21 protein-coding genes are annotated in these 24,801 nt (G+C 68.9%); 10 read left to right on the plus strand and 11 right to left on the minus strand.

Annotated features, from left to right (window positions below):
- Positions 1–22 precede the first annotated feature (22 nt).
- Entirely contained in the window at positions 23–988 is a 966-nt protein-coding gene (locus ACFPJ1_RS31880; protein ID WP_380109609.1) for a TIGR03557 family F420-dependent LLM class oxidoreductase, read from the minus strand.
- Positions 989–1,240: 252 nt separating this feature from the next.
- Between ACFPJ1_RS31880 and ACFPJ1_RS31885 the strand changes: the two genes are divergently transcribed.
- Positions 1,241–1,384: a GPGG-motif small membrane protein gene (locus ACFPJ1_RS31885; protein WP_199234669.1), complete on the plus strand. Its 144-nt coding sequence runs from the start codon at positions 1,241–1,243 to the stop codon at positions 1,382–1,384.
- 99 nt (positions 1,385–1,483) lie between these two features.
- On the opposite strand, the gene ACFPJ1_RS31890 is transcribed toward ACFPJ1_RS31885, so the two are convergent.
- Positions 1,484–1,975, minus strand: coding sequence for a hypothetical protein (locus ACFPJ1_RS31890; RefSeq protein ID WP_380109611.1), 492 nt, complete (start codon positions 1,973–1,975; stop codon positions 1,484–1,486).
- 136 nt (positions 1,976–2,111) lie between these two features.
- On the opposite strand from ACFPJ1_RS31890, the gene ACFPJ1_RS31895 reads away from it, so the two are divergent.
- The 3 genes from ACFPJ1_RS31895 (at position 2,112) to ACFPJ1_RS31905 (ending at position 6,508) form a co-directional block, all read left to right on the plus strand.
- On the plus strand, positions 2,112–2,849 hold the full coding sequence (locus ACFPJ1_RS31895) for an NIPSNAP family containing protein (RefSeq protein ID WP_380109613.1): 738 nt from the start codon (positions 2,112–2,114) through the stop codon (positions 2,847–2,849).
- Between the two features lie 52 nt (positions 2,850–2,901).
- On the plus strand, positions 2,902–5,238 hold the full coding sequence (locus ACFPJ1_RS31900; protein WP_380109615.1) for a glycosyl hydrolase family 95 catalytic domain-containing protein: 2,337 nt from the start codon (positions 2,902–2,904) through the stop codon (positions 5,236–5,238).
- Positions 5,239–5,548: 310 nt separating this feature from the next.
- Positions 5,549–6,508 carry a serine protein kinase RIO gene (locus ACFPJ1_RS31905; protein ID WP_380109617.1) on the plus strand — a complete coding sequence of 320 codons (960 nt, stop codon included), beginning with the start codon at positions 5,549–5,551 and terminating at the stop codon, positions 6,506–6,508.
- 9 nt (positions 6,509–6,517) lie between these two features.
- Here the strand turns inward: ACFPJ1_RS31905 and ACFPJ1_RS31910 are convergent, their stop codons facing one another.
- Together ACFPJ1_RS31910 and ACFPJ1_RS31915 are read right to left on the minus strand one after the other, a co-directional pair.
- Positions 6,518–7,693: an alpha/beta hydrolase family protein gene (locus ACFPJ1_RS31910; RefSeq protein ID WP_380109619.1), complete on the minus strand. Its 1,176-nt coding sequence runs from the start codon at positions 7,691–7,693 to the stop codon at positions 6,518–6,520.
- A 136-nt stretch (positions 7,694–7,829) separates the two neighbouring features.
- A complete protein-coding gene (locus ACFPJ1_RS31915; protein ID WP_380109621.1) occupies positions 7,830–9,485 on the minus strand; it encodes an FAD-binding dehydrogenase in 1,656 nt (551 codons plus the stop codon).
- Positions 9,486–9,589: 104 nt separating this feature from the next.
- Between ACFPJ1_RS31915 and ACFPJ1_RS31920 the strand changes: the two genes are divergently transcribed.
- Positions 9,590–11,503, plus strand: coding sequence for a DUF5107 domain-containing protein (locus ACFPJ1_RS31920; RefSeq protein ID WP_380109624.1), 1,914 nt, complete (start codon positions 9,590–9,592; stop codon positions 11,501–11,503).
- A gap of 133 nt (positions 11,504–11,636) precedes the next feature.
- Positions 11,637–12,029 carry a DUF3592 domain-containing protein gene (locus ACFPJ1_RS31925; protein ID WP_380109626.1) on the plus strand — a complete coding sequence of 131 codons (393 nt, stop codon included), beginning with the start codon at positions 11,637–11,639 and terminating at the stop codon, positions 12,027–12,029.
- Between the two features lie 109 nt (positions 12,030–12,138).
- On the opposite strand, the gene ACFPJ1_RS31930 is transcribed toward ACFPJ1_RS31925, so the two are convergent.
- Positions 12,139–12,789: a TetR/AcrR family transcriptional regulator gene (locus tag ACFPJ1_RS31930; RefSeq protein ID WP_380109628.1), complete on the minus strand. Its 651-nt coding sequence runs from the start codon at positions 12,787–12,789 to the stop codon at positions 12,139–12,141.
- Between the two features lie 145 nt (positions 12,790–12,934).
- Between ACFPJ1_RS31930 and ACFPJ1_RS31935 the strand changes: the two genes are divergently transcribed.
- Together ACFPJ1_RS31935 and ACFPJ1_RS31940 are read left to right on the plus strand one after the other, a co-directional pair.
- Positions 12,935–14,107, plus strand: a complete 1,173-nt coding sequence (locus ACFPJ1_RS31935) for a phosphatidylinositol-specific phospholipase C1-like protein (protein WP_380109630.1) — start codon at positions 12,935–12,937, stop codon at positions 14,105–14,107.
- A gap of 7 nt (positions 14,108–14,114) precedes the next feature.
- Positions 14,115–14,558, plus strand: a complete 444-nt coding sequence (locus ACFPJ1_RS31940) for an OsmC family protein (protein ID WP_132292073.1) — start codon at positions 14,115–14,117, stop codon at positions 14,556–14,558.
- Positions 14,559–14,784: 226 nt separating this feature from the next.
- On the opposite strand, the gene ACFPJ1_RS31945 is transcribed toward ACFPJ1_RS31940, so the two are convergent.
- Positions 14,785–14,928, minus strand: coding sequence for a hypothetical protein (locus ACFPJ1_RS31945; RefSeq protein ID WP_380109632.1), 144 nt, complete (start codon positions 14,926–14,928; stop codon positions 14,785–14,787).
- Between the two features lie 62 nt (positions 14,929–14,990).
- A complete protein-coding gene (locus tag ACFPJ1_RS31950; protein WP_380109633.1) occupies positions 14,991–16,145 on the minus strand; it encodes an FUSC family protein in 1,155 nt (384 codons plus the stop codon).
- Between the two features lie 183 nt (positions 16,146–16,328).
- Here ACFPJ1_RS31950 and ACFPJ1_RS31955 point away from each other — a divergent pair, with 183 nt between their 5' ends.
- On the plus strand, positions 16,329–16,832 hold the full coding sequence (locus tag ACFPJ1_RS31955) for a DUF5709 domain-containing protein (protein ID WP_380109635.1): 504 nt from the start codon (positions 16,329–16,331) through the stop codon (positions 16,830–16,832).
- An 18-nt stretch (positions 16,833–16,850) separates the two neighbouring features.
- Here the strand turns inward: ACFPJ1_RS31955 and ACFPJ1_RS31960 are convergent, their stop codons facing one another.
- Both ACFPJ1_RS31960 and ACFPJ1_RS31965 read right to left on the minus strand, forming a co-directional pair.
- On the minus strand, positions 16,851–18,188 hold the full coding sequence (locus ACFPJ1_RS31960; RefSeq protein ID WP_380109637.1) for a cytochrome P450: 1,338 nt from the start codon (positions 18,186–18,188) through the stop codon (positions 16,851–16,853).
- Between the two features lie 186 nt (positions 18,189–18,374).
- Positions 18,375–21,386 carry an alpha-mannosidase gene (locus tag ACFPJ1_RS31965; RefSeq protein WP_380109639.1) on the minus strand — a complete coding sequence of 1,004 codons (3,012 nt, stop codon included), beginning with the start codon at positions 21,384–21,386 and terminating at the stop codon, positions 18,375–18,377.
- Positions 21,387–21,683: 297 nt separating this feature from the next.
- Between ACFPJ1_RS31965 and ACFPJ1_RS31970 the strand changes: the two genes are divergently transcribed.
- On the plus strand, positions 21,684–22,667 hold the full coding sequence (locus tag ACFPJ1_RS31970; protein WP_380109641.1) for a TAXI family TRAP transporter solute-binding subunit: 984 nt from the start codon (positions 21,684–21,686) through the stop codon (positions 22,665–22,667).
- Here ACFPJ1_RS31970 and ACFPJ1_RS31975 read toward each other — a convergent pair.
- Positions 22,664–24,001: a sensor histidine kinase gene (locus ACFPJ1_RS31975; RefSeq protein WP_380109643.1), complete on the minus strand. Its 1,338-nt coding sequence runs from the start codon at positions 23,999–24,001 to the stop codon at positions 22,664–22,666. The genes ACFPJ1_RS31970 and ACFPJ1_RS31975 overlap by 4 nt on opposite strands.
- A gap of 36 nt (positions 24,002–24,037) precedes the next feature.
- Positions 24,038–24,703 carry a response regulator transcription factor gene (locus ACFPJ1_RS31980; RefSeq protein ID WP_012918592.1) on the minus strand — a complete coding sequence of 222 codons (666 nt, stop codon included), beginning with the start codon at positions 24,701–24,703 and terminating at the stop codon, positions 24,038–24,040.
- Between the last annotated feature and the right edge of the window lie 98 nt (positions 24,704–24,801).

Consider the following 24,801-nt stretch of genomic DNA (forward strand, 5'->3'; position numbering starts at 1 on the left):
GCCTTGATCGCTGCGGCCTTTCCTACCGGCCGGAGCGGCGGAGCTCGGGGAGCACCTCGTCGCGGTACAGCTTCATCATGTCGACCGAGTGCGGTCCCATGTTCGCCACGTAGATCTCGTCGAATCCGGCCTCGACGTACGGCTTGAAGGCCTCGATGTGCGCATCCGCCTTCGGCCCGCAGGTGACGGACTGCGCGGTCTGCTCCTTCGTCACCAGTTCGCTGGCCTGCTCGAAGTGGCGCGGCGACGGGAGCACCTGGGCGAGCTCGCCGGGCAGGCCGGAGTTGGCCCAGATCCGGTGCGCCTGCTCGATGCCTTCGTCCTCGGTCGGCGCGTAGCTGACCTTGAAGCCCACCTGGCTCGGCTTCGTGCCGCCGCCGTTGTCCCGGAAACGCTTCAGCAGGTCCTTGTCGGGCGTCGTGGTGATGTAGCCGTCGGCGATCCGTGCAGCGACATCCGTGGCCTCGGGACCGAAACCCGACATGTAGATCGGCAGCGCGGTGTCCGGCCGGGTGTAGATCCGTGCCGTGTCCACCGTGTAGTGCTTGCCGTGGTGGGTGACGAAGCCGTCCTCGGTCCACAGCCGCCGCATGATCTCGACGGCTTCCTCGAGCATCTCCAGCCGGACGTCGACCGTCGGCCAGGGACCGCCGACGATGTGCTCGTTGAGGGCTTCACCGGTACCGACGCCGAGGGTGAAGCGTCCGTTCAGCAGCACCGCGCTGGTGGCCGCGGCCTGCGCGATCACGGCCGGGTGGGTTCGCACCGTCGGGCACGTCACGGCCGTCGTCATCGGCAGTTCGCAGACCTGGGAGATCGCGCCGATCGCACCCCAGACGAAGGCGCTCTGGCCCTGCTCGTCGTTCCAGGGGTGGAAGTGGTCGGAGATCCACAATCCGTCGAACCCGGACTCCTCGGCCAGCCGGGCCTGCTCGATCAGCTGCGCCGGCGTGTACTCCTCGCTGGACAGGAAATACCCGATTCTCACGTCGTCTCCCGAGCTGTCTGGTCCCATCGTTCGGTCCCTGGCCCGGTGCCCCGATCACTGTTTGCCATTCCTACCGGACGATCTTGCTTTGGTCCGCCCGAACCCCGTTTGCGTGGGATTCGCGACGGGCACCAGAGGTCCGGGCGGGCAACCGCTCAAGACGACGCCGGGGTGATTTCCGGCGTCCGAACGCACGGGGAGTTCAGCCGCCGGACGCTGTGTCAGGTCCGGCCCGTCGAGAAAGGAACGGCCATGACCCTAGTGCTCTGGATCATCGCGGCGATCCTCGTCATTTCGGGAATCGTGTCACTCGTCCGCGGTCAGCTACTGATGGGCGCCGCTCTGATCGTCGTAGGCCTGCTGGTAGGCCCCGGCGGCGTCAGCATCTTCACGTAACACCCCACCTGACCCAGGGCCCCAGCCTCCCGCGCGGAGGCTGGGGCCTACCAGGTTCCGGGCCGCTGACCCGCAGGTGCCGGCTCGTCACTCAGGAGGTCAGGGGGTCTGGCGGAAGACCCGGTTGGCCGCGCTCATCCGGAGGCTCTCGAGCCGCTCGATCTGGTCGTCGGCCGCGGACAGCAGCTTGTCCAGCTCGGCCGCGTCGAACGTGCTGTCGTCCTCGGCCAGCTGCCGCAGTACGCGCCAGCCTGCGGCCTTTCCCTCGACGGCGAGCCGTAGCGTCTCCAGCTCGACCACGTCGCTCAACGGCGAACGCCGGATCAGTTCACCGTTCGACTTGAACCGGCCGATCTTCTCCGCCAGCCAGGCCCCCGCGTTCTTCACCGGATCCGGCTTGGCCCCGATCGCTGCCAGGAATCGCTCGAGGGCGGTTCGCTCGTCCTCCACCGTCGCGATCATCTCGGTCAGAGTGATCCGGGCGACCGGGTCGGTCTGCTGGTCCGCGGCCCGGCGGAACAGCTCGATTCCCGCGGCCGAGCCCGCGTAGTGGTCCTGGAGGTAGTGCCCGAGTCGTCCTTCGTCGATCATCAGCGGCTCCCTGGGGACGAGGGTGTTCCGAGCCAGGTACCCAGTCGCCTAACTCCCGAACACTGACGTCCGCTGTCAGCCTTCACCAGTTGAATGAGCCTAGCGGTTCAGAGTGGTCGACGAGAGGAGCAGCCGGATGGGCGAGGAACGGCACAAGTGCTGTGCGGTGGTGGATCTGCGGCAGTACACCCTGCACCCCGGCCAGCGGGACACGATGATCGACATCTTCGACGAGTCGTTCGTCGAAGGGCAGGAGCAGTACGGCATGCACGTCTCCGCCCAGTTCCGCGATCTCGACGACCCGGACCGCTTCGTCTGGCTGCGTGGCTTCCCCGACCTGCCGGCCCGGGCGGACGCCCTGAACGGATTCTACTACGGCCCGATCTGGCGGGAGCACAGTGCCGCGGCCAACGCCACCATGGCGGACTCCGACAACGCCCTGCTACTCCAGCCGATCGACCTCGGACCTGGCTACCCCGCTCCCGACGTACCACGTCCGCCGATCGGCGCGGCCGACATCCCGTCCTCCCTGGTCGCGGGTGCGGTCTATCACCGAGGCTCGCCCGACGACGGATTCCCGGAGTACTTCGCTGACCAGGTCGCGCCCATCCTGGCCGCTACCGGTGCCGTCCTCGCGGCGGTCTTCGAGACCCTCCCCGCCGAGAACAACTTCCCGGCCCTCCCGCTCCGCGACGAGACCGTGCTCGCCTGGTTCGCCACGTTCGCGGACGACGCCGCGTACGCCGAGCACCGCCGCCGGCTCGATGCCTCCCCGGCCTGGCAGACCAAGGTGCTTCCCGAGCTCACCTGCCGCTCCGTCGCACCCCCGCAGAACCTGAGACTGCGCCCGACCGCCCGCTCGCAGTTCCACTAGTATTTTTCCCGCAGAAAGTAATCCGGCCGAACAGTTGCTGCGGGGACACCTCATGAAGCACGGATCGATCACTCACGAAGGCGCCGCTCCGGACTTCTTCGAGGGCGCGCTGCTGGGCAACGGCGGGCTCGGCGCCGTCGTCACCACCCGGCCAGATGCCGTCGCGATCCACTTCGGTCACAACGAGGTGTGGGACATCCGGGTGGAGGAAGGACATGCCCCCGGCATCGGCACGTTCGCGGAGGTGTTCGCCAAGGTCGCCGCGATCGACCCGACGCTCGACGATCTGACGGACGACCCGTGGTTCGCGCGGTACAACGATCTGGTCAGGGCGAGCTACGACCTGCCGTTCCCCCGGCCGTTCCCGTGCGGCTCGCTGATCCTCGGCTTCGACCCGCGCCGGGTCGAGGTGCTCGGCCACCGGCTCGACCTGGCGACCGCGACCTGCACGATCTCGTTGCTGGCCGACGGTACGCCGGTGGAGGCCGAGGTGTTCGTCGCGCGCGAGGACGATCGCCTGTGGGTCAGCCAGGCCGGTGCCGCGGTGTTCGACCGGATCAAGTTGCTGCCCGATCCGGTCGGGCTGATCCCGGATCCGCGGACGGGGGCGACCGGCCCTGGCCCGGAGGTGCTGCCCGCGCCAGGGCTTGCCGTCCGCCAGGTGCTGCCGGCGCTAGACCCGGCCGTCGAGTCGAACGCTTTCGTACTCACGGCAACGACCAATGCCGTGCTGCAGGAGGGATCCCGGCGCGGTGTTGACGGCAAGCTCCACTCCGACGGCGCGCTCGAGCGGACCCTGGCGGACTCGGCCGACCTTCGGGTCGCGGTGACTCTGAAGCACGGCGTCGCGTACGAAGCCGTGGCCGCCGGTGTGGTCGAGCTGGCCGACTATGCGGTGGATCGCGAGCGCACGACCAGGTTCTGGTCGTCGTACTGGCAGGCCTCGGCGGTCGAGCTGGCCGACGAGTTCCTGACCGAGCTCTGGTATCGGAACTCCTACTTCCTGGCTTGCGCGTCGGGCCCGGGCAAGACCTGCCCGGGGTTGTTCGGACCGTGGTCGTACCGGCGGATCGGCAGCGACTGGCACGGCGACTATCACCTGAACTACAACGTGCAGCAGCCGTTCTGGGGTGTCTTCTCGAGCAACCACCCGGAGCTGCACGAACGTTACGTGTCGATGGTCGAACACCTGCTGCCGATCAGTCGCGACTGGGCCGGCCGGTACTACGGTCTGCGCGGCGCGGCGTTCCCGCACTCGGCGTATCCGGTGCCGATGGCAACCAATCCGTACCCCGATCCGTCGTGGGGCTGGGAAGTCTGCGAAACACCCTGGGCGGTGCAGAGCCTGTGGTGGCACTACGTCTACACCCAGGACCTCGACTATCTGCGGGATCGCGCCTTCGGGCCGTTGAAGGAGGCAACGCTCTTCTTCGTCGACTACGTGCTCTCCTCGTCCGATCGCGGGGCGTTCGAAGACGGGAAGCTCCACGTCTTCCCGACCGTGACGCCCGAGCTGTACGGACTGCGCCCCGGGTTCCGCTACAACGCCGACTGCGTGGTGGATCTGGCGCTGGGCCGCTTCCTCCTCGACGCCTTCACCGAAGCGGCCCGGGTACTCGAGCGCTCGGACGAAGAAGCGGAACTTCTGACCCAGGTGCGGGAGGTTCTCCGCGGTCTGGTCGACTATCCGCTCGCCGAATCCCGCGACGGGCAGGTGGTCGTGTCGACTCCCGGCGAGGATCCGGCCATCGTCTACAACGTGCCCGTGGCCGCAGTCCCGGCCTTCCCCGCGGAGCAAGTCGGTCTCGGGAGTGACCCGGCCGACCTGGAGTTGTTGCGCCGGACCTGGCGCAACCAGACGATCGAGGGCGGCAACGAACTCGTCTTCGCCGCCCTGCAGGCAGCCCGGCTGGGCATCCTCGACCTGGAACGCTTCAAGCGTGACGTCCGCTACTGCCTGCTGCCGAACGGTACGGCGACCGACCGCGTCCGCGCGGTGCACGGACGCTACGACGACACCACCTCCTTCGACTTCATGAGTCGCGGCGGCATCTGGGTGGAGAACTTCGCCCTGCCCGGGGTCATCAACGAGTGCCTGCTGCAGAGCTACGACGGCGTACTGCGCTTCTTCCCCAACTGGCCGCGCGAGGTCGACGCATGTTTCACCACCCTCCGGGCGGCGGGCGCTTTCCTGGTCAGCGCGACGCTCCGGGACGGCCAGATCGAAGAAATCCGCATCCTCAGCGAAACCGGCTCTGATCTCTCGGTCGACCTTCCCTGGCCGGGTGGTGCCGTCGACGAGACCACCTCACGCCAACTCCCCGCCGGCATCATCCGCCTGCCCACCGCCCCGGGCCAAACCGTCGTACTCCACCCTCTGAGCAGCTGACGAAGCGCTCCCGTCCTTCCAATCATTCGCCGTGACCCGCGACGCGCGTTTCGCACCGAAGTGGGTGCTGCGCCCCTCGGGTTGGGGTTGCCCCACTGCCGTGCCAGTGGGGTAACCCCCAAGGCGGTGGCCAAGTACACCGTCCGCGCGCGGTGATAAATACCTTGCGGCCGGCTGCGGGGGACTGCATGCTGGAGCCACTTGTGCAGCTGCGAGTGCTGCCTGAACCGAAGGAGGGCTGAACGGATGTCTATCACTGTGCTGCGGCATGCCCGCGTCAGCCTCACTTCATCCTTCAGGAGCACATCAGATGTCTTCCGACGTCTTTCGTACCGACCACGATCTCTCTGACCCCACCGAGCCCTCCGAACTCAACGACTCCCGCTGGAGCGACGCCCGCTGGGCCGAACTGGCCGGCGACGAGTCCGAACCAGATGTTGCCGACGCCTTCGTCTTCCGTTTCGACACAATCCAGGAAGAACTGGGCCCGGACCAACGCTGGTCCACCTGGCTGGATGTCGAGCGCGGTTCTCGCGGCCCGGATCCACGGCCCCACTGGGTAGTGACGGAACAGGCCGCGATCGACACCGAGCTCGGCATCCTCAAAACCGGCAAGGAAGCCGACGTCTTCCTGCTCGAACGAGCAGTGGAGCAGATCGGCGACAACCCCGCGCGGCGGTCGTTGCTGGCCGCCAAGCGGTACCGCAGCGAGGAACACCGCTCGTTCCACCGCAGTACTTCGTACGTCGAGGGGCGGCGCACCCGCAACAGCCGGGACAGCCGGGCGATGGAGAAGAAGACCTCGCACGGGCGCAGCGTCGCGGCCGGGCAATGGGCCTACGCGGAGTGGGACGCGCTCTGCCGGCTCTGGAAAGCAGGAGTCCCGGTGCCGTACCCGGTCCAGGTGGACGGCACCGAACTGCTGATGGAGTTCATCGACGACGGCGACGGCGGTGCCGCGCCGCGGTTGGCGCAGGTCCGGCCCAAGGGGGAGTTGCTCGCGTCGTACTTCGAGCAGCTCCGGGACGGGATGCGCGAGTTGGCCAGGGCGGGGTTGGCCCACGGAGACCTGTCGCCGTACAACGTGCTGGCCCAGGGCGACCGCATCGTGATGATCGACCTGCCACAGGTGGTCGACATCGTCGGCAACCCGAAGGGGATGGACTTCCTGCTCCGGGACTGCCACAACATGTGCACCTGGTTCACCAGCCGTGGCCTGGAGATCGACGAGCAGGAACTGTTCGCCGACCTCCTCACCATGGTGTTCTGACGAGGTGTTCTAACGCGCGATCGCCTTCTGCAGCAGGGGAACCAGCGGCACCAGCTGGTCGGGGTAGGCGTCGACGAGACCGTCGACGTGATTGCCTGCCTCGACCCGCTGGTACGTGAACAACCGGGATCTCCCCGCCCGCCGGACGAGGTCGGCGTACACGTCGGAGTCCTGGGTGATCGGCAGCAGGCTGTCGAGCGTGCCATGGAACGTGGTCAGCGGCCTGCCGATTTTCCCGGTCAGCGCGATCCGCCGTACGGCCTGCTGCGCGGAGGGGCGGGACGCGTAGTCGTAGTCGGCCTCGGTTCCGGCGTACGTCGGGTCCAGCTCGGCCGCGTAGATCCGCTGGGTCAGCTTCCAGTAGACCGTGTAGTGGTAGTCCCACAAGAAGTCCGACCGAGGATCGAAGCCCGCGGCAACGATCTGTGCGGGTGACTGCTGCTCGTAGCCCTTGATCGCCGGCGGCAAGAAGTTCAGCAGGTTCGGCCCTTTGGCGGTCCACAGCGTCCCTTCGAGATCGACGCCACGGGTGTAGAGCTCCGGGTGGTTCTCCAGTTGCCAACGCACCAGATAGCCACCGTTCGAGATGCCCGCGGCCACCACCTCGCGCGGCGCCCGGCCGTAGCGCTGGGCCACGACTGCCCGCGCGGCCCGGGTCAGCTGCGTCGTCCGCTGGTTCCACTCGACGATCGCATCACCCGGCTTCACCCCGTCGGTGAAGAAGTTCGCCCCGGTGTTCCCCTTGTCGGTCGCCGCGAAGGCGTACCCCTTCGCGAGCACCCAGTCCGAGATCGCCCGATCATTCGCGTACTGCGCCCGCACCCCGGGTGACCCCGCCACCACCAGCCCGCCGTTCCACTTCTCCGGCAGCCGGATCACGTACTGCGCATCGTGATTCCACCCGTGATTCGTGTTCGTCCGCGAGGTGTCCGGGAAGTACCCGTCGATCTGCACCCCGGGCACGCCGGACTGCTGAGGCAACCCCGCATGCGTCAGCCCCGCATAGTCGGCCGGATTGGTATGCCCCGACGCGACCGTCCCCGCCGTCGTCAAATCATCCAGACAGGCAACAACCTGGTACTCCGCCCCCGGCACCCGCAGCCGTGGACACCCGTGAGCCTCGGCAGGCAAGGTGAGACCACCAGCCAGCAACAGCACGGCAATGGACAAGGCGAGGCGGCGCATAGGAGGTCCTCCCAGGGTTGGCTGCGCGCAACGTTAGAAGGCAGGCCGACCCTCAGACAGAGGTTCAAGACACACAACCACCCGCCGACGAGTGGGCCGCGACCCCACCCGCCGTGTGCTCACGCGCCACCCGCTGTCAGGACACCGCCTTGGCTGCGGCGCGACCCGCAGTACGGCCGGTGAAGATGCACCCGCCGACGAAGGTCCCTTCCAGCGAGCGGTAGCCGTGGATGCCGCCACCGCCGAAACCGGCCACCTCGCCTGCCGCGTAGACCCCGGGCAGGGGAGTCCCGTCGGCCCGCAGTACGCGGGAGTCGAGGTCGGTCTGCAGACCGCCGAGGGACTTGCGGGTCAGGATGTTGAGCTTGACCGCGATCAACGGTCCTGCCTTGGGGTCGAGTATCTTGTGCGGCGACGCCACCCGGATCAGCTTGTCGCCTCGGTAGTTGCGAGCGCCGCGCAGCGCGGTGATCTGAAGATCCTTGGTGAAGGTGTTGTCCATCTCGCGGTCCCGGGCCTTGATCTGCCGCTCCAGGTCCGCGAGATCGATCAGGTCATTGCCCGCCACCTCGTTCATCCCGCGGACCAGGTCGGCCAGGTTGTTCCGGACGACGAAGTCGGCGCCCTTGTCCATGAACGCCTGCACCGGCGCGGTCGCGCCGCCCCGGGCCCGGCCCAGCACGCCGCGGATGTCCTTGCCGGTGAGGTCCGGGTTCTGCTCCTGCCCGGACAGGGCGAACTCCTTCTCGATGATCTTCTGGGTCAGCACGAACCAGCTGTAGTCGTAGCCGGTCGTCATGATGTGCTCGAGCGTGCCGAGGGTGTCGAAGCCGGGGAACAGCGGTACCGGCAGCCGCTTGCCGGTGGCATCGAACCAGAGCGAGGAGGGCCCGGGCAGGATCCGGATCCCGTGCATCGGCCAGATCGGGTCCCAGTTCCGGATGCCCTCGGTGTAGTGCCACATCCGGTCGCGGTTCACGTACCGGCCGCCGGCCGCCTCAGTGATCCCCAGCATCCGGCCGTCCACGTGCGCCGGAACGCCGGAGATCATCTCCGTCGGCGGCTTGCCCATCCGCGCGGGCCAGCTGGACCGGACCAGGTCGTGATTGCCGCCGATACCGCCTGAGGTGACGATCACCGCCTGTGCCGTGAGCGCGAAGTCCTCGACCTCGACCCGCGAGCTGGCCACGCCGCGGGCGACGTCACTCGGCTCGAGCACCTTGCCGGAGACACCGTCGACGACACCGCCCGTCAAGGTCAGCTCATCCACGCGGTGCCGGAACCGGAACTCCACCAGCCCCTTGGCGACGCCCTCGCGGACCCGGCGCTCGAACGGCGCGACGAGACCCGGACCGGTTCCCCAGGTGATGTGGAAGCGGGGCACCGAGTTGCCGTGGCCGTCAGCGTTGTACCCGCCGCGCTCGGCCCAGCCCACCACCGGGAAGAACCGCACCCCCTGGGCATGCAGCCACGGGCGCTTCTCCCCGGCCGCGAAGTCGACGTACGCCTCGGCCCACTGCCGCGCCCACTTGTCTTCGTCGTCCAGCCGGTCGAACCCGGCCGAGCCGAGCCAGTCCTGCATTGCGAGGTCCCGGGAGTCCTTGATGCCCATCCGGCGCTGCTCGGGCGAATCGACGAACATCAGCCCGCCGAAGGACCAGAACGCCTGTCCGCCGAGTGACGCTTCCGACTCCTGGTCGAGGAGCAGCACCTTCTTGCCCGCGTCGGCCAGCTCGGCCGTCGCGGCCAGTCCGGCCAGCCCCGCGCCGACGACGATCACATCCGCGTCCATCAAATCCATCCCCTCACCCGTCCGGTGGAGTCATGTATAGCGGACACCGGAACACCATGGACGGACAATGGACGGACTTGCTCGAACTTGCAAGAATCAAGGCTGTGACGACCCTTTCCGCGCAAGAGTTGGTCCTGCCCGCCGCCTCCCTGGGAGACGAGAACCCGCTGCCGCCGCTGCGCAGCCAGCAGGAGATGCACCACGTCGAGAACGCCGACGACCTGCCGCCGGAGATGCGGGACAACATCGGCTACGGGCGGCTGGCCAGCACCCTTCCCTGCCTGGACCAGGACGGCTACGACCGCGACCTGGTCGTCCGCGCGCTCCCGTCGCTCGTGCTGGAGAACGATCACCTCCGCGCGACTGTGCTCCCCAGCCTCGGCGGCCGGCTCTACTCCCTCGTGCACAAGGCCACCGGCCAGGAACTGCTCTATCGCAACCCCGTCCTGCAGCCCGCGAATCTCGCCCTCCGCAACGCCTGGTTCGCCGGCGGCGTCGAGTGGAACCTCGGCAGCACCGGCCACTGGACGGGCACCTGCGCACCCCTGCACGCCGCCCAGGTCAAGGGCCCTGACGGCACCCCGATGCTCCGCCTCTGGGAATGGGAACGCACCCGCAACCTCGTCACCCAACTCGATTTCTGGCTCCCCGAGGACTCCGAACACCTGTACGTCGGCGCGCGGATCCAGAACCCGTCGAGCGAGGCGGTCCCGGCGTACTGGTGGTCCAACATCGCCGTCGAGCAGTCCCCGGAGACCCGGGTGCTCGTGCCCGCGGACCAGGCCTGGCGCTTCGGCTACGGCAACCGCCTCGACCTGGTCGGCGTACCGGAGTACGACGGCTTCGACCTGACGTACTCGATGCGGCACAAGCGGGCCGTCGACTTCTTCTTCGAACTGCCGCCGGAGGAGCGCCCCTGGATCGCGTCACTCGATGCTGAGGGCAACGGTCTGGTGCAGGCGTCGACGCAGCGGCTGCGCGGCCGGAAGCTGTTCGTCTGGGGTGAGGCCAAAGGCGGCCGCCGCTGGCAGGACTGGCTGTCCCCGGGCCTCGAGGGCGCCGGGTACGCCGAGATCCAGGCCGGCCTGGCGCGGACCCAGATGGAACACCTCAAGTTGCCAGCAGCAACCAACTGGCACTGGCTCGAAGCGTACGGCCGGTTGTCGGTGGATCCCGCCACGGCGCACGCGGACGACTGGATGACCGCCCGCACCGGAGCGAGCGCAGTGCTGGAGCCCGTGCTCGCGGCATTGCCGGATCGTGAGCTGGAGTGGTTGACCGTTGCGGACGCGGAGCCGACGCAATCGCTCGCAACCGGGTCGGGCTGGGGCGCGCTGGAGTTGCGGCGGACCGGCTGGAAGGTCTCCAGCGGAACCCCGTTCACCGAGGACACCATGACCGAGCGGGAGCGAGCCTGGCTGCCGCTGCTCGACGGACACCTTCCCGAGACGGGGACCGACCAGACTCCTGACGGGACCCTGGTGAGCTGGACGGACCTGCTGGAATCAGCCGCCGACGACAACTGGCTCGTCTGGTATCACCGCGGCGTCGCCCGCTGGTACGCCGGCGACGAGGCGGGCGCCCTCACGGCCTGGGAGACCTCCCGGACGAGGCAGCCGAACGCCTGGGCGATCCGCAACCTCGCGGTCTGCACGAACAACCTCACCGATTACGAACTGGCGACCGAGTTGGCGCCGGGCAGCGTGGTGCCCCTGATGGTCGAGGCGATCAACGCCTGCCTGGAGGCGGGCGAGAATTCCCGCGCCGAGGAGATCTTCCATCGCGTCGCGCCGGAGGTCCGGGACGACCCGCGGCTCCGGCTCGCCCGGGTCCGATATCTCCTCCAGTCCGGTGACCCCGCCGGCGCGGAAGCCCTGCTGGACGAGGGCATCGAACTGGCCGGAGTACGGGAGGGGGCGAACCCGCTCGCGGAGTACTGGCAGCGGGCGCAGCGCGACCTCGGCACCGAGCGGCCGATCCCCCCGCAGTACGAGTTCGGCATGTTCGGTGACGGCTGAGACTCATTTGTCAGAACCTGGGAACCTGCGTCCCCCAGGTGGCGTCTCACCGTTTGTGCGGGGAAGTCCCGCACAAGGCAGTTTCGGAACGACGACCGCGTCGCTAGCGGGCGGCGCGTCGGGGGTGAGTGCCATGTTGACTATCGTTGTATTCGGTGGATTCGGCCTGGTGCTGCTGGTCACGGCATGCATCGTGGCGGACGTTGTTGCGGGTGTGAGGCGCAGCGGCGACGGAGTGGAGAAGACGGCGGGCCGGGTGACCCGGGTACGGGGACCGGTGCGCGGTCAGTTGGACAGTGGTGCGACGGCGGAATGCCTGGAGGTCACTGTCGAGTACTACACGCGACACGGCGAAGGCCCGTTCGAGGTCCAGCGGATGATCCCGCTGGCGTCGGCGAGCAGTTACGCCAAGAACGACAGGGTGATCGTCAGCTACGACATCCGGGCGCCTCGTCGGGCCAGGATCGCGGGCAAGGTGAGCCACTGGCCGCAGTTCGGCCCGAGGTCACCGGTTCCGCTGCCCTAGGTCTCTTTTCCTTAGCCGGGGCTGCCACCCGGGCAGAGTCGGCGCCCCTCGATCCCTCGCCCCAGTGGCGGGGATCTTCTGATTTTGTCAGCCCTGCTCGAGCCGGCCCTCAGGGGAGGTGGGGCTCGAGCAGGCGGTGGAGGGCCGGCCGGCCTTGAGCCAGCACGTACTCCGCGTCGTCCGCGGGCAGCCGCTCGGCCAGGTGGGACAGGGCCTCGCCCATCGCGATGGTCAGCGTCACCGACAGCCGGAACTCGTGGCTGTCGCGGGCCCCGAAGCGCAGCACCAGCAACTCGGCGAACTCGCCGGCGTGCTGGTCGTCGAACTCGCCGGGCGTCGCCTCCAGGTCGGGATCGCCCAGACCACTCAGCACCACCGCCCGGAAGCCGGGGTCGGTCCGGTGCATCTCGCGGAACGTGTCCAAGGTGACGTCGACGGCCTCGCGCCAGTCCGCCACCGCGGCCAGACGCTCGCGGACAGCCTCGGTGTAGCGGTGCTGGTTGCGCCGCTCGATCGCCTGGATCAGGGTTCGCTTGTCCGGGAAGTACCGGTAGACGCTGCCCACCGCGATCTCGGCGCGGCGGGCGATGCTGCTCGTCGAGGCGGCGTCGTACCCACGCTCGACCACCTCGGCGCAGGCGGCGTCGAGGATCCGCTCGACCTGGCGGTTCGCGCGGTCCTGGGTCGGGGTCCGGCGCAACGGGTACGCCGAGCCGCTGTCTGCTCCCGGGTCCTCGCCGGCAGAAGAAGTGGTGACCATGGGCTCATTGTGCACGCCGAGAGGGACAACGTTGCCAATACCGAGTCGTTCACTTCGATGACAGTTCGATGCAGGTTGCAGGTGACCTGATTCCACAGAGAATCAACGCCAGGATCACCGTCCATCCTGCGAGGGGAACAGCAGCATGCAGATCAGCAGCAAATGGGTCGCGGCACTCGCGTCCGTGACCGTCGCCGCGTCAGGGATCGCCGGTAGCGCGATCACGGCGGACAAGCCGCAGACCGACCAGGGAGGATCGGGCCACCAGTCCACCCTCCGGCTGAACCAGATTCAGCAGATTGGGGCGCACAACTCCTACCACCGGGAGTTGAGCGCGGTGGAGAAGCAGGTCCAGCAGGCGCAGGATCCCGGCGCGATCAACCTGTTCTACTCGCACGCCTCGATCCCGCAGCAGTTGCAGGACCAGAACATCCGCGCGCTCGAGCTCGACCTGTTCCCGGACCCGGCCGGCGGCCTCTACACCTACCCGCTGATCCGGAAGCTGACCGGCCAGGGCCCGCTGACCGACCCGGAGCTGGCCAAGCCCGGCATCAAGGTGATGCATGTGCCGGACTTCGACTACAACACCAACTGCCGCAGCTTCGTGGTGTGCCTGAAGCAGGTGAAGACCTGGTCGGACCAGCACCCGGACCACGCGCCGATCACCATCCAGCTGGAGCTGAAGCAGTCCGACCCGAAGGTGGTCGCGGCCGGCGGGGTGAAGGCGCCGCCGTGGGACCTGGCCAACCTGAACAGCATCGACACCGAGATCCGGTCGGTCTTGTCCGAGCGGCAGTTGCTGTCGCCCGACGACGTCCGGCGCAAGGGCCTGACGCTGGAGAAGTCCGTGCTGACCATGGGCTGGCCGACGCTCGACCAGGCCCGCGGCAAGGTGATGTTCTTCTTCGACAACGGCGGTGAGGGCGAGATCCGCGACCTGTACCGCGAGGGCAAGCCGAACCTGGAGGGCCGGGCCGTCTTCACCCGCGGTCCGGAGGGCCAGCCGGACGCCGCGGTGACGATGGTGAACGACCCGCGGGGTGCGAACCAGGCCGAGATCCAGCGGCTGGTGCGCAAGGGATACCTGGTCCGGACCCGGTCGGACGAGCCGATGTCGACGGTGCTGGCGAAGGAGACCAGCCGGATCGGGATCGCGCTGGACAGCGGCGCCCAGTGGGTCACCACCGACTTCCCGGTGGCCGGGATGGCCTCGCGGTACGACAGTGACTTCGTCGCGAAGCTGCCTGGGGACAGCCCCGTACGATGCAATCCCGTGGTGGCGCCGTCCTGGTGCCGGGAGAACGTCTCGGAGAGGTGACTCGAACATGTCGGAGCACGTGGCCGCGATCAGCTGGAGCCGTGGTGAGCACGAGTTCACCTACCAGACCTACAGCCGCGACCACGAGTGGCGCTTCGACAACGGGGTCATCGTGCCCGGGTCGGCCAACCCGGTCTACCTGGGCAACGAGGCCAGGGTCGACCCGGAGGAGGCGTTCGTGGCGGCGCTGTCGTCCTGCCACATGCTGACGTTCCTCGCGATCGCGGCGAAGAAGCGGCTGGTGGTCGACTCGTACGTCGATCGCGCGGTCGGGGTGATGGAGAAGAACGAGGCCGGCCGGATCGCGATCACCCGGGTGACACTGCACCCGGAGATCACCTTCGCCGGCGAGACCCCGGACGAGGCGACCCTGGAGCGGATGCACCACCTGTCCCACCAGGAGTGCTTCATCGCGAACTCGGTGACCACCGAAGTACTGGTGGAGAAATAACGGGCTGGAAATGAAGGAACCACCCTGCTGGCTGCCCTGAGCCTCGCGCAATCGGCGTCAGGACAGCCAGCGGGTGGTTCTGTGCTCCGCGTGAGCGGGGCACTTGGCGACGGAACAGGCGACGCCTCGCATCAGGGCGCCTCGTGCGTCATGCGACTTCCGTGCGGTCTACCTCGGTGGGGAAGACCGTCCGGGCGCGCCGCCTGTCCGTCCGTCCGGTGGGCGCCTACTGCTCGGCGGCGTCGCTCCGGTCGTTGGGGGAGACCACTGAGGCGGCCTGGGCGGCCGTCGTGTCGCTGGGCTGGTCATCGCGGCGCAGGAGGTGCACCTGCTCGGTGGCGATAACGCTCATCAGTCGGTGGATCGTCATGCCGGTGAGACGCGCCGCGGCGCCGGCTATGACGGGGATCCGGCAAAACTTCCTGGTGTGACCTACTTCTCATCCAGTCCGTCGGGCCGCAGCGGGACGAGTTCACGCGCTTCGTCGTACGTCGTACCGGTCAGTTCGAGCAGATCGACGATGGTCGAGCGGATCTGGCCCAGGACGACGACCGCGGACAGTCCAGGGGGCGTCGGCATCACCGCGGTACGGCGGCCGAGCTCGCCCAGGACGCGGTGCGCGGCGACATCGGCGGCGGGCTCGAAGAGGGATTCCGCGATCAGCCGGGTGCCGTCCGCGAGCCGGTCCAGCAGCATCGGGTACTCGTCGGGCATCCGCTCGTCGCGCCAGACGGAGACCGCCACGCGGCGGACGAGGACCCGGATGTTCCGGATCGCCCGGTCCAGCGGTACGACCAGGTCGGCGACCTCCTGGACCCGGCCGCGGTGCCGACGGCGGAACGGTGACAGCCGGACCACGGCCACGCCCTCGTCGGCCGCGCTGCGGAGGTCGTCCAGCAGGGACTCGCTGTCCCTGGCCCTTCTGAGCGCGTCGGTGACAGCCTCCTCGTCGTCCGCCCGGAGGCCGTCGGCGGCTTCGACCAGGATCTCGGCCAGCTCGTTCAGCACCCCCGAGGCTTGTTGCCTCGGGCGACGAATCGGGGCGGCCGGCGCGATCGTCGCCGCGGCCAGCGCCACCACGCCGCCGATGACCGCGTCCAGCCAGCGGCTGAAACCCGCGCCCGGGTCCGGCAGCAGGGTGGTCACGAGCGCCGCCTGCACGCCGGCCTGGCTGGTCATCAGATTGCCCGCGCCGAGCAGCGTGGCGACGCTCATCGCGAGGGCGACCACGAAGACGATCTGCACGACGCCGGTGCCGAAGAGCTGCACGAACAGGTCGCCGACCCCGACCCCGACCGCGACGCCGACCATCACCTCGGCGACCCGGCGTAACCGCTGTCCGAAGCTGAACCCGAGGCAGATCATCGCCGCGACCGGCGCGAAGAACGGCTGTGCGTGGCCTACGACGTACCGGGCCAGTGCCCAGGCTGTCGCGGCGGCCAGGGCGCACTGGGCGATGAAGAAAGCGCGGTCGCGCCAGCGGTCCAGCCGCCGCTGAACGGACGCCTTCGAGCGGCGTGCGGCCCGCGGTGCGACGTCGTCCCGCAGCTCACGAAGCTGCGCCAACGTCAGCCTGACCGGGTCCATCACCCCATCATCGGGGATCACTTCACGCTCAGGACCCGGCGACCCCAGCACATCGGCCGGGGACCGCGGGTGCCTGGACCGGAACCGTGGGCGCATGGATTCGAGGACGATGGGCGCAGGCCCCGCGACCGGGCGCCGGGCGCCGCCTTGCTTCCCACCGCCCGGACAGCGAAGGTTGGGGGCATGACCGAGAACAACCGTGAGGACTACGGCAGCTACAGCGTCGACGACGAGGACCAGCTGCAGCCGGAGGACACCCTGAACAACCGGGGCGTGGACGACCTCCTGGACGAGGGCTACTCGCCGCCGGAGAAGTGGTCCGCGGGCGAAGGCTTCGGCACCACCCCGGAGGAGGCGCTGGAAGGGGAGACGCTGGACCAGCGGATCGCCCAGGAGGAGCCGGACGTGGACCCGTACGCCGAGGACGGCGAGAATGTCGGCGGCCCGGAGGTCGGCGAGGTGCGCTCCGGCCGCCTGGTCGCGCCGGACGAGGGCGCCCACTCCGACGACGAGCAGGAGCTGGTCGCAGAGGACGTCGGCTTCGACGGCGCGGCGGCGAGCGCCGAGGAGGCGGCCGTACACGTGGTGGACGACGACGAGCCGTTCGAGCTGGACGACGAGGACGACGCCGACCTCGAGGACGTCCGCGACGTCGACCTGGGCGACGTCGGCGACCTCGAGGACTAGGGGCGTGTCCGACACGCCCTAACCGACTCGGCGCTCCGCCACGATCTCGCAGCCGCGGGACGGGACCAAGGTCACGTTCCGCGGCTGTGCTGTCTCCGGAGCCTCCCGCACCGCGCGGACGCCGTACCGGGTGAGGGTGGCGCGGAGGATCTCGGTCGCCTCCAGCAGGGTGAAGCCGGCCCCGATACAGCGCCTGGCTCCGCCGCCGAACGGGATCCAGGTGCCGGGAGCGGGCGGGTTGTCACCGAGGAACCGGTCGGGCTTGAACTCCAGCGGCTGCGGGTAGTGCTGCTCGTCGGCGTGCAGGAGTCCCATCGCCGGCATGATCGTGGTCCCGCGCGGCAGCCGGTAGCCGGCGATCTCGACGGTCTCCGTGACCCGGCGGCCCACCTGGTACACGACCGGGTGCAGCCGCATCGACTCCTTGGTGATCGCCTCCAGCCGGTCGTCGCCACCGGCGTCGGCGGCCCGCTGCCCGGCGGCGAGCTCATCCGGCTTGCGGGCCAGCTCGTGGAACGCCCAGGCCAGCGCGGTCGCGGTGGTCTCGTGCCCGGCCAGCAGCAGGGTGACCAGCTGATCGCGCAGTTCCACGTCCGACCAGGTCCCCGCGGCCAGCAGCTTGGAGAGTACGTCGTTGCGATCGGCAAGGTTCTCGGAGTTCCGCCGGGCCGCGATCTCGGCGTACAGGATGTCGTCGAGGCGGCGCTGGATGCGGAGGTATGTGTGCCACGGCGGCAGCCGCAGCAGGCGCGGGTAGAAGCCGCCGAGCATGATGATCGGGCGGACCGACACCACCCGCTCGACCAGCGGGCGGAGCTGCTCCAGCCGGTTCTGGTCGGTCACGCCGAAGACGACCTGCAGGATCACCTCGAGCGTTAGGGTCCGCATCCGTTCGTGCAGGCGGAAGGGTTCGCCGACCGGCCAGGTCGCCACGTCGTGCTCGGCGAGGCGGGCGATCATCTCCGCGTACCCGCGCAGGGCCTGGCCGTTGAAGGCGGGCATCAGTTGCCGGCGCATCCGGGCGTGGTCCTCGTCGTCGATCAGGAGCAGCGAGTGGTCGCCCATGATCGGCTGCAGCACGGTGTTGCCCTCGCCCGCGTGCATGATGCCCGGCGGGGTGGTGAACACCTCGCGGATGTGGTCCGGCCGGCTGAGCACCACGACGACCCGGCTCGACGGGACCAGCCGGATGGTGAAGACGTCGCCGTACCGCGCGCGCATCCGCGGGAAGAAGGTCTTGCGGTGCCCGGCGAACAGCACCGTCTGGGCCAGCGTCGGCAGCCGGGGGCCGGGCGGCAGGGAACGGGCCGTCTCCCGGTCGAGGGTTCGCGCTCCGAGCAGAGGCGTCGGTGTCATGCCAGCTCCCGAGGTCGGCAACGTCGGCTCCACCAACGCTACGTCAGGACTGTGAACACCGCGGATCGATCAGGTGGCGCGCTCGCTCCTGGCGAACGCGAAAGGGCCGCCCGGGACAGGGCGGCCCTTTCTTGCTCAAGCTGTCAGCTGTTGCTCAGCTGCGGGTCTTGCTGAGGCAGGTGGTGCTCAGTTGCGGGTGAAGCGGAGGGTGAGGATCTGGAACGGGCGGAGCTCGAACGAGATGCCGCCGTCCTTCAGCTCACGGTCGGCCAGGTGGCGTTCCAGCAGGTCGACCTCGGTGACCGTGCCGGCCGCGAAACCCGGGGTGAGGGTCGCGCGGGCCCGGCCGCCGCTGGACTCGTACAGCCGGACGACCACGTCGCCGGACTCGTCGTCGGCCAGCTTGACCGCCTCGACGATCACGTTGCCGTTGTCCAGAGCAACGATCGGGTCGATGCCTGCGGCACCGGTGACGACCCGCTCGGGCAGGTTGATCCGGTAGCCCTCCTCGATCGCTTCCGGGATGCCGGCGCCGACCACCAGCGCGTGGTTGACCACGTGTACGCCCTGGTCGGTCTGCGGGTCGGGGAAGCGCGGCGCGCGGATCAGCGACGTACGGATCGTGGTGGTCGTGCCGCCGTCCTCGCGGGCGGTCCGGTTGATGTCGTGGCCGTAGGTCGAGTCGTTGACCACGGCAACGCCGTAGCCGGGCTCGCCGACGTGCACCCAGCGGTGCGCCGCGATCTCGAACTTGGCCGCGTCCCACGAGGTGTTCTGGTGGGTCGGGCGGAAGATGTGCCCGAACTGGGTCTCGGACGCGGACCGGTCGGCGTGCACGTCGACCGGGAAGGCCGCCTTGAGGAACTTCTCCGACTCGTGCCAGTCCATCGAGGTCTCGATGTCGAGCCGCTTGGCGCCCGGCCGCAGCCGCAGCGTCTGGGTGACACTGGAGCGGTTGAAGGAGCGCTTGACCACGACCGTGGCGACGCCCTCGACGGTGCTGAAGTCGACGCTGTCGACCTCGGTGACGTCGCGGACGTTGTTCTTGTAGAACGAGTCGACGTCCCAGGCGTCCCAGTGGTTCGGGGTGTCCACGTGCAGCTGCAGGAGGTTCGCGGTACTGCCCGGGGCGATCACCTCGCGGTCGGCTGCCACGTCGTACACGGAGGTGATCAGGCCGCGGTCGTCGACCGTCACCTGGATCACGCCGTTGTCCAGGACGCCGTTGTCGATCGTCACGGCCTGGCCCTCGCCGACGGACACGCCGGCGCCGAGACCGGCCACGCCGCCGCGGGTGTGCGGCGCCGCGTTGAAGACGATCTGCGCGTCGCCGGAGCCGGCCAGCGCCTGCTGCGCCTTGGCGATGATCGCCTCGAGCTCCCCGGCCAGCTTCGCGTACGTCGCCTCGGCCTCGCGGTGCACCCAGGAGATCGAACTGCCCGGCAGGATGTCGTGGAACTGGTTCAGCAGCACGGCCTTCCAGATCCGGTCCAGATCCTCGTACGGGTAGGTGTCGAGCTTGCCCGCCACCACGGCCGCCGCGGACCACAGCTCGGCCTCGCGCAGCAGGTGCTCGCTGCGCCGGTTGCCCTGCTTGGTCTTGGCCTGCGAGGTGTACGTCGCGCGGTGGATCTCCAGGTAGAGCTCACCCGACCAGACCGGCGCGTTGGTGTACTCCTCCTCGGCCGCGCTGAAGAACTCGGTCGGGGACTCGATCGTCACCCGCGGCGAGGACTCCAGGTTGGCCACCCGGCGGGCGGTCGCGACGAACTCGCGGGTGGGGCCGCCACCGCCGTCGCCGTACCCGAACGGGACCAGCGAACGGGTCGCGGCACCGTTCTCGGCGAAGTTGCGCTGCGCGTGCGCGAGCTCACGGCCGGACAGGTCGGAGTTGTAGGTGTCGATCGGCGGGAAGTGGGTGAACACCCGGGTCCCGTCCAGGCCCTCCCAGAAGAAGGTGTGGTGCGGGAACTTGTTCTCCTTGTTCCAGGAGATCTTCTGGGTCAGGAACCACTTCGAGCCGGACAGCTTCACCAACTGGGGCAGCGCCGCGGTGTAGCCGAACGAGTCCGGCAGCCAGACCTCCTGGGTGTCGATCCCGTACTCGTCCAGGAAGAACCGCTTGCCGTGCACGAACTGCCGGGCCAGCGCCTCGCCGCCGGGCAGGTTGGTGTCGGACTCGACCCACATGCCGCCCACCGGCACGATGGTGCCGTCGGCAACGGCCTTCTTCAGCCGCTCCCAGACCTCCGGGTAGTTGTCCTTCACCCACGCGTGCTGCTGGGCCTGCGAGAACGCGAAGACGAGCTCCGGGTACTCCTGGGCCAGGGTGGCGACGTTGGACACCGTGCGGGCCACCTTGCGGCGGGTCTCGCGCAGCGGCCAGAGCCAGGCGGAGTCGATGTGCGCGTGGCCGACCGCGGACAGCTGGTGCGCGCTCGCGTGCGCCGGCCGGCTCAGTACGTCGGTCAGCTCGGCGCGGGCGTCGGTCGCGGTGCCGGCGATGTCTTCGTAGTCGAGGACATCGAGGGCGCGGCTCAGCGCGCGCAGGATCTCCTTGCGCCGCGGCTCTTGCGGGGACAGCTCCCGCTGCAAGCCGTCGAGGGCCTCCATGTCCAGGATCAGGTCCCACACCTCGGCGTTGAACACGGCCAGGTCGGCGCGGGCGAGCCGGTAGATCGGCTCCTCGCCGCGCTTCGCGCCGATATCGACCTTCGCGTAGGCGTTGTCGAGCGGGATCTCCGGGTTGGCGGCCGCCTCGACGTAGAACTCGATGGTGTCGCCGGCCGAGGCCGCCGTACCGTCCGGGCCGAGGATGGACAGCGGCGCGTAGGTCTGGCGCGGATGCAGGCCCTTCAGCGGGACGCCGGAGGTGGTGTGGATCAGCCCCTCGGCGGAGAAACCCGGGCCACCGCTGAATCCGAGGTCGATCACGGCCTCGATCTCCTGCCCGGCCCACTCGGCCGGCACCTGGCCGCTGAAGTGGAACCACGCGGTACCCCAGGCGGGGCCCCAGGGCAGCCCGATCTCGGCCGGCTCGTAGGCCGCGGCGAGTGCTTCGGCGGGCGGTACCGGTTCACCAGGCGCGTGCCACACCTTGATGTCCAGCGGTACTGCGGTGCCGTAGATCGCGGGGCGGATCCGCTCCCGCAGGGCGCGCCCCAGCCGCTCCTCGATGAGTGATCGGTCGTCGTGCACGAAATCATCCTCCGATGACGGTTTCTCCGCGGCCTGACGGCCGACGCGATGACAACGCTGTCACATCCACCCCAGACCCGTCCAGACGCTGTCTGTCCCAGCTCCGCGAGTAGCACTCCCATGCCACTATCCGGACAGGAGGTAGGACGGCCTGGGGTGTCCCGCTGTGGGCAGGTGGTGAGCCAGAGCCCGCAGTACAGGAGAATCGCCGGCCCCGTGAGTACGCGTGGGAGTGGAGTGACTACCGACTCGGACCGGTTGACCTCTAAGTTGTCACCTATGGATCGTCCCCGCCTGATGAATCGCCGTAGTGTGCTCGGACTCGGAGCTGCGGCAGCCGCGGCTCTGGTGACGCCGGGATGCTCCCGCGGGAAGTCGGCTGAGCCGGCCCCGGCCGAGCCGGGCAGGTTCGCGACGGGGAACGCGGGCGGCGTATATGCGATCTACGGCGCCGGGCTGGCGAAGCTGGTCACCGAGGTGACCGGGGTGACCATGCAGCCGCTGCTCACCGAGGGCTCGGTGGAGAACCTCAAGATGCTGGCGGCCAACAAGGCCGACATCGCCTTCTCGCTGTCCGACTCCGCCCTAGACGCCTACGAGGGCGTGGAGACGTTCTCGAGCGGCGCGCTCCGCTTCACCGCGCTGGCCCGGACCTACGACAACTACGTGCACATCGTCGTCCCGGTCGCCTCCGAAATCTTCTCACTGAGGGACCTGGCCGGCCGCGTGGTCAGCGTCGGGTCGCCGAACTCCGGCACCAGGGTGGTGGCGAACCGGATCCTGAGCACCGCCAAGATCAAGGTCAGGCCGAGGATGCTCGGCCTGCAGGAGTCGGTCGCGGCGCTGCGGGCCAAGGCGCTGGCGAAGGACCCGGCCACCAGCAACGGCATCGACGCGATGATCTGGAGCGGTGGTCTGCCCACCGACCCGATCAAGGGCCTGCAGAAGGACATCGGGTTCCGGCTGGTCGACATCGGCCCGGTGGCGGAGATGATCGCCCTGAAGCGTTTCGGCGGCTATGTCCTGTCGTCGATCCCGCCGTCGATCTACCAGTTGGCGAGCGCGGTCCAGACACTCGCGGTGCCGAACTACCTGCTGGCCCGCCGTGGCCTGTCCGACTCCTGGGCCTGGTGGACGCTGAACACGATGTTCCGCCGCCAGACCGACCTGATGGCCGTGCACCCCGAAGCGGGCTCCCTCGACGCCCGCTCCGCGATCGCCACCATGCCGATCCCGCTCCACAACGCCGCTGAACGCTGGTACCGCACCAACCACATCTAGAGCTCGTAGTCGTCGATCAGGGGAACGCGGACCTCGATGACGAGGCCGCCGCCGATGGGTGGGCGGGCCACCACCCGGCCGCCGACGCGGGCGGCTTCGGAGCGGACGATGGCCAGGCCCAGACCCGTACCGGGCATCTCCCGGTGGTGGGCGCTGCGCCAGAAGCGTTCGCCGACCTTCTTGAGGTCACGCGAGCCGAGTCCGAGACCGTGGTCGCGGACCGCGAGAACCACCTCGGTGCCGTCCCGCAGAACCGACACCTCCACCGGCGGAGCGCCGTACTTCGAGGCGTTGTCGAGCAGCACGTCGAGGATGTCGTCCACCTCGAGCTCGGGGGCGACGCCGCCGGGCACCATCTCGCCGATGATCAGCTCCAGGTCGTCGGCGGCGTAGACGGCCTTCCAGCCGACCAGCCGCTCCTTGACGGCCTGGGCCAGGTCCAACGGCTCTTCGCTGCCCTCGGCATCACCCGGGCGGTCCGAGCCGGCCAGCCGGGACAGCCGCTGCACGATCCGGCCGAGCCGGTCGATGTCGCTGAGCGCGAAGCGGGCGGTGGGCGACAGCCGGGACAGGCCCTCGATGTGGATCCGGGCCGAGGTGAGCGGAGTACGGAGCTGGTGTGACGCGTCGGCGACGAACTCCCGCTCGCGCTGACGGGCCTGGTGCAGGCTGAGCGCCATCGAGTTGAAGCTGTCCCCGAGTCTTCGGAGCTCCGGCGCGCGGCCGTCTGTGGACACCCGGGTGTCCAGCGCGCCGCGGGTGACCTGGTGGGTCGCGTTGTCGAGGTCGTTCAGCGGCCGCAGCACCCAGCGGGTGACCGGGCGAACGATGCCGATGACAACGGCTCCGACGCTGATCAGCAGACCGCCGAGGAGCAGCAGCAGACCGCGCTGCACGTCGTCGCGGGCGTTCTCGGTCGGCACCCGCAGCACTGCCGCGCCGAGGACACGGCCGTTGTTGACGACCGGTCGGGCCACCACCATCTCGCCGGAGCGCCACGGCCACAGTGCCGGCGGCTCGGTCGGCAGCCGCCCGGCCAGGGTGCTGTCCAGGGCGATCTTGAGGTCCGGCTCGGCGACCACGACGCCGGACCGCGAAGTCGCGATCACCCGGCGGTCGACGTCCACGACGAACACGGGCGTGTCGTAGAGCTGGTGGTACCGGACCGTCAGTTCGCGCAGGTTGGCGATGTCACCCGACTGCAGTGGCCCCTCCGCCATCGTGGCGAACCAGTCCGCGTCGTTGCTGCGGGACAGGAAGAGCGTGCGGGAGGTGCCGGTGGCGATGAAGTTCGCCAGCGGCACCGCGGCGAAGATGGCCAGAACGATGACCATCGGGACGAGGGACTGCAGTAGGCGACGACGCAACGGTCAGTCCGAACCCAGGCGGTAGCCGACGCCGCGGATGGTCTGCACGAGCTCGGGCCGGCCGAGCTTCGCCCGCAGGCTCGCGACGTGCACGTCCATCGTCCGCGAGGAGGCCTCGAAGACGGACTGCCAGGCGTACAGGGCGACCTGCTCGCGGGGGACCACCCGGCCGTGGTGAGCGGCCAGCACAGCTAGCACGTCGAACTCCTTGCGGGTCAGACTGATGGGCTTGTCCGCGACCTGGACGGTGCGTGCCTCGATGTCCACGGTCAGGTCGCCGACTGTCACCCGGGGACGGGGTTGGAGCAGTCCGGTACGCCGTAGTACAGCATCGATGCGGGCCAGTAGCTCGGAGATGGCGAAGGGCTTCACCACATAGTCGTCCGCGCCACTGCGCAGGCCGCGGACCCGGTCCGCCGCCTCGCCTCGCGCGGTCACTGCGATCACCGGGACGTCTGACACCGTGCGGATCTGCCGGCACACGTTGATGCCGTCACCATCGGGCAGTCCGAGGTCCAGCAGGACCAGGTCGCCGGGGTCCGCCGCGAGGGCGTCCGCGGCTGTCCGGACGTGCGTCACCATCAGCCCGTATCGGCGCAACGCAGGTATCAGAGCGTTGGCGATATCTAGATCGTCTTCGACCAACAGAATCCTGACGGCGCCGCTCATGCCGTGATCGTAGGGCAGGAGAGCTTCATGTGTGTCAGATCTTGGTAAAGACGTAATCACGCGACTCCATGGAGTGGTCGTCGACACTAGCCTTCGAA

The sequence above is a fragment of the Kribbella qitaiheensis genome (assembly GCF_042657745.1).
GTDB classification, from domain to species: Bacteria; Actinomycetota; Actinomycetes; order Propionibacteriales; family Kribbellaceae; genus Kribbella; species Kribbella qitaiheensis.

Coding starts and splice junctions, on each gene's coding strand:
- ACFPJ1_RS31950 (WP_380109633.1), bottom strand. CDS start 16,145: ATGGACCCGGTCAGGCTGACGTTGGCGCAGCTTCGTGAGCTGCGGGAC.
- ACFPJ1_RS31895 (WP_380109613.1), top strand. CDS start 2,112: ATGGGCGAGGAACGGCACAAGTGCTGTGCGGTGGTGGATCTGCGGCAG.
- ACFPJ1_RS31900 (WP_380109615.1), top strand. CDS start 2,902: ATGAAGCACGGATCGATCACTCACGAAGGCGCCGCTCCGGACTTCTTC.
- ACFPJ1_RS31935 (WP_380109630.1), top strand. CDS start 12,935: ATGCAGATCAGCAGCAAATGGGTCGCGGCACTCGCGTCCGTGACCGTC.
- ACFPJ1_RS31945 (WP_380109632.1), bottom strand. CDS start 14,928: ATGACGATCCACCGACTGATGAGCGTTATCGCCACCGAGCAGGTGCAC.
- ACFPJ1_RS31915 (WP_380109621.1), bottom strand. CDS start 9,485: ATGGACGCGGATGTGATCGTCGTCGGCGCGGGGCTGGCCGGACTGGCC.
- ACFPJ1_RS31925 (WP_380109626.1), top strand. CDS start 11,637: ATGTTGACTATCGTTGTATTCGGTGGATTCGGCCTGGTGCTGCTGGTC.
- ACFPJ1_RS31955 (WP_380109635.1), top strand. CDS start 16,329: ATGACCGAGAACAACCGTGAGGACTACGGCAGCTACAGCGTCGACGAC.
- ACFPJ1_RS31910 (WP_380109619.1), bottom strand. CDS start 7,693: ATGCGCCGCCTCGCCTTGTCCATTGCCGTGCTGTTGCTGGCTGGTGGT.
- ACFPJ1_RS31980 (WP_012918592.1), bottom strand. CDS start 24,703: ATGAGCGGCGCCGTCAGGATTCTGTTGGTCGAAGACGATCTAGATATC.
- ACFPJ1_RS31970 (WP_380109641.1), top strand. CDS start 21,684: ATGAATCGCCGTAGTGTGCTCGGACTCGGAGCTGCGGCAGCCGCGGCT.
- ACFPJ1_RS31905 (WP_380109617.1), top strand. CDS start 5,549: ATGTCTTCCGACGTCTTTCGTACCGACCACGATCTCTCTGACCCCACC.
- ACFPJ1_RS31975 (WP_380109643.1), bottom strand. CDS start 24,001: ATGGTCATCGTTCTGGCCATCTTCGCCGCGGTGCCGCTGGCGAACTTC.
- ACFPJ1_RS31890 (WP_380109611.1), bottom strand. CDS start 1,975: ATGATCGACGAAGGACGACTCGGGCACTACCTCCAGGACCACTACGCG.
- ACFPJ1_RS31885 (WP_199234669.1), top strand. CDS start 1,241: ATGACCCTAGTGCTCTGGATCATCGCGGCGATCCTCGTCATTTCGGGA.
- ACFPJ1_RS31940 (WP_132292073.1), top strand. CDS start 14,115: ATGTCGGAGCACGTGGCCGCGATCAGCTGGAGCCGTGGTGAGCACGAG.
- ACFPJ1_RS31930 (WP_380109628.1), bottom strand. CDS start 12,789: ATGGTCACCACTTCTTCTGCCGGCGAGGACCCGGGAGCAGACAGCGGC.
- ACFPJ1_RS31960 (WP_380109637.1), bottom strand. CDS start 18,188: ATGACACCGACGCCTCTGCTCGGAGCGCGAACCCTCGACCGGGAGACG.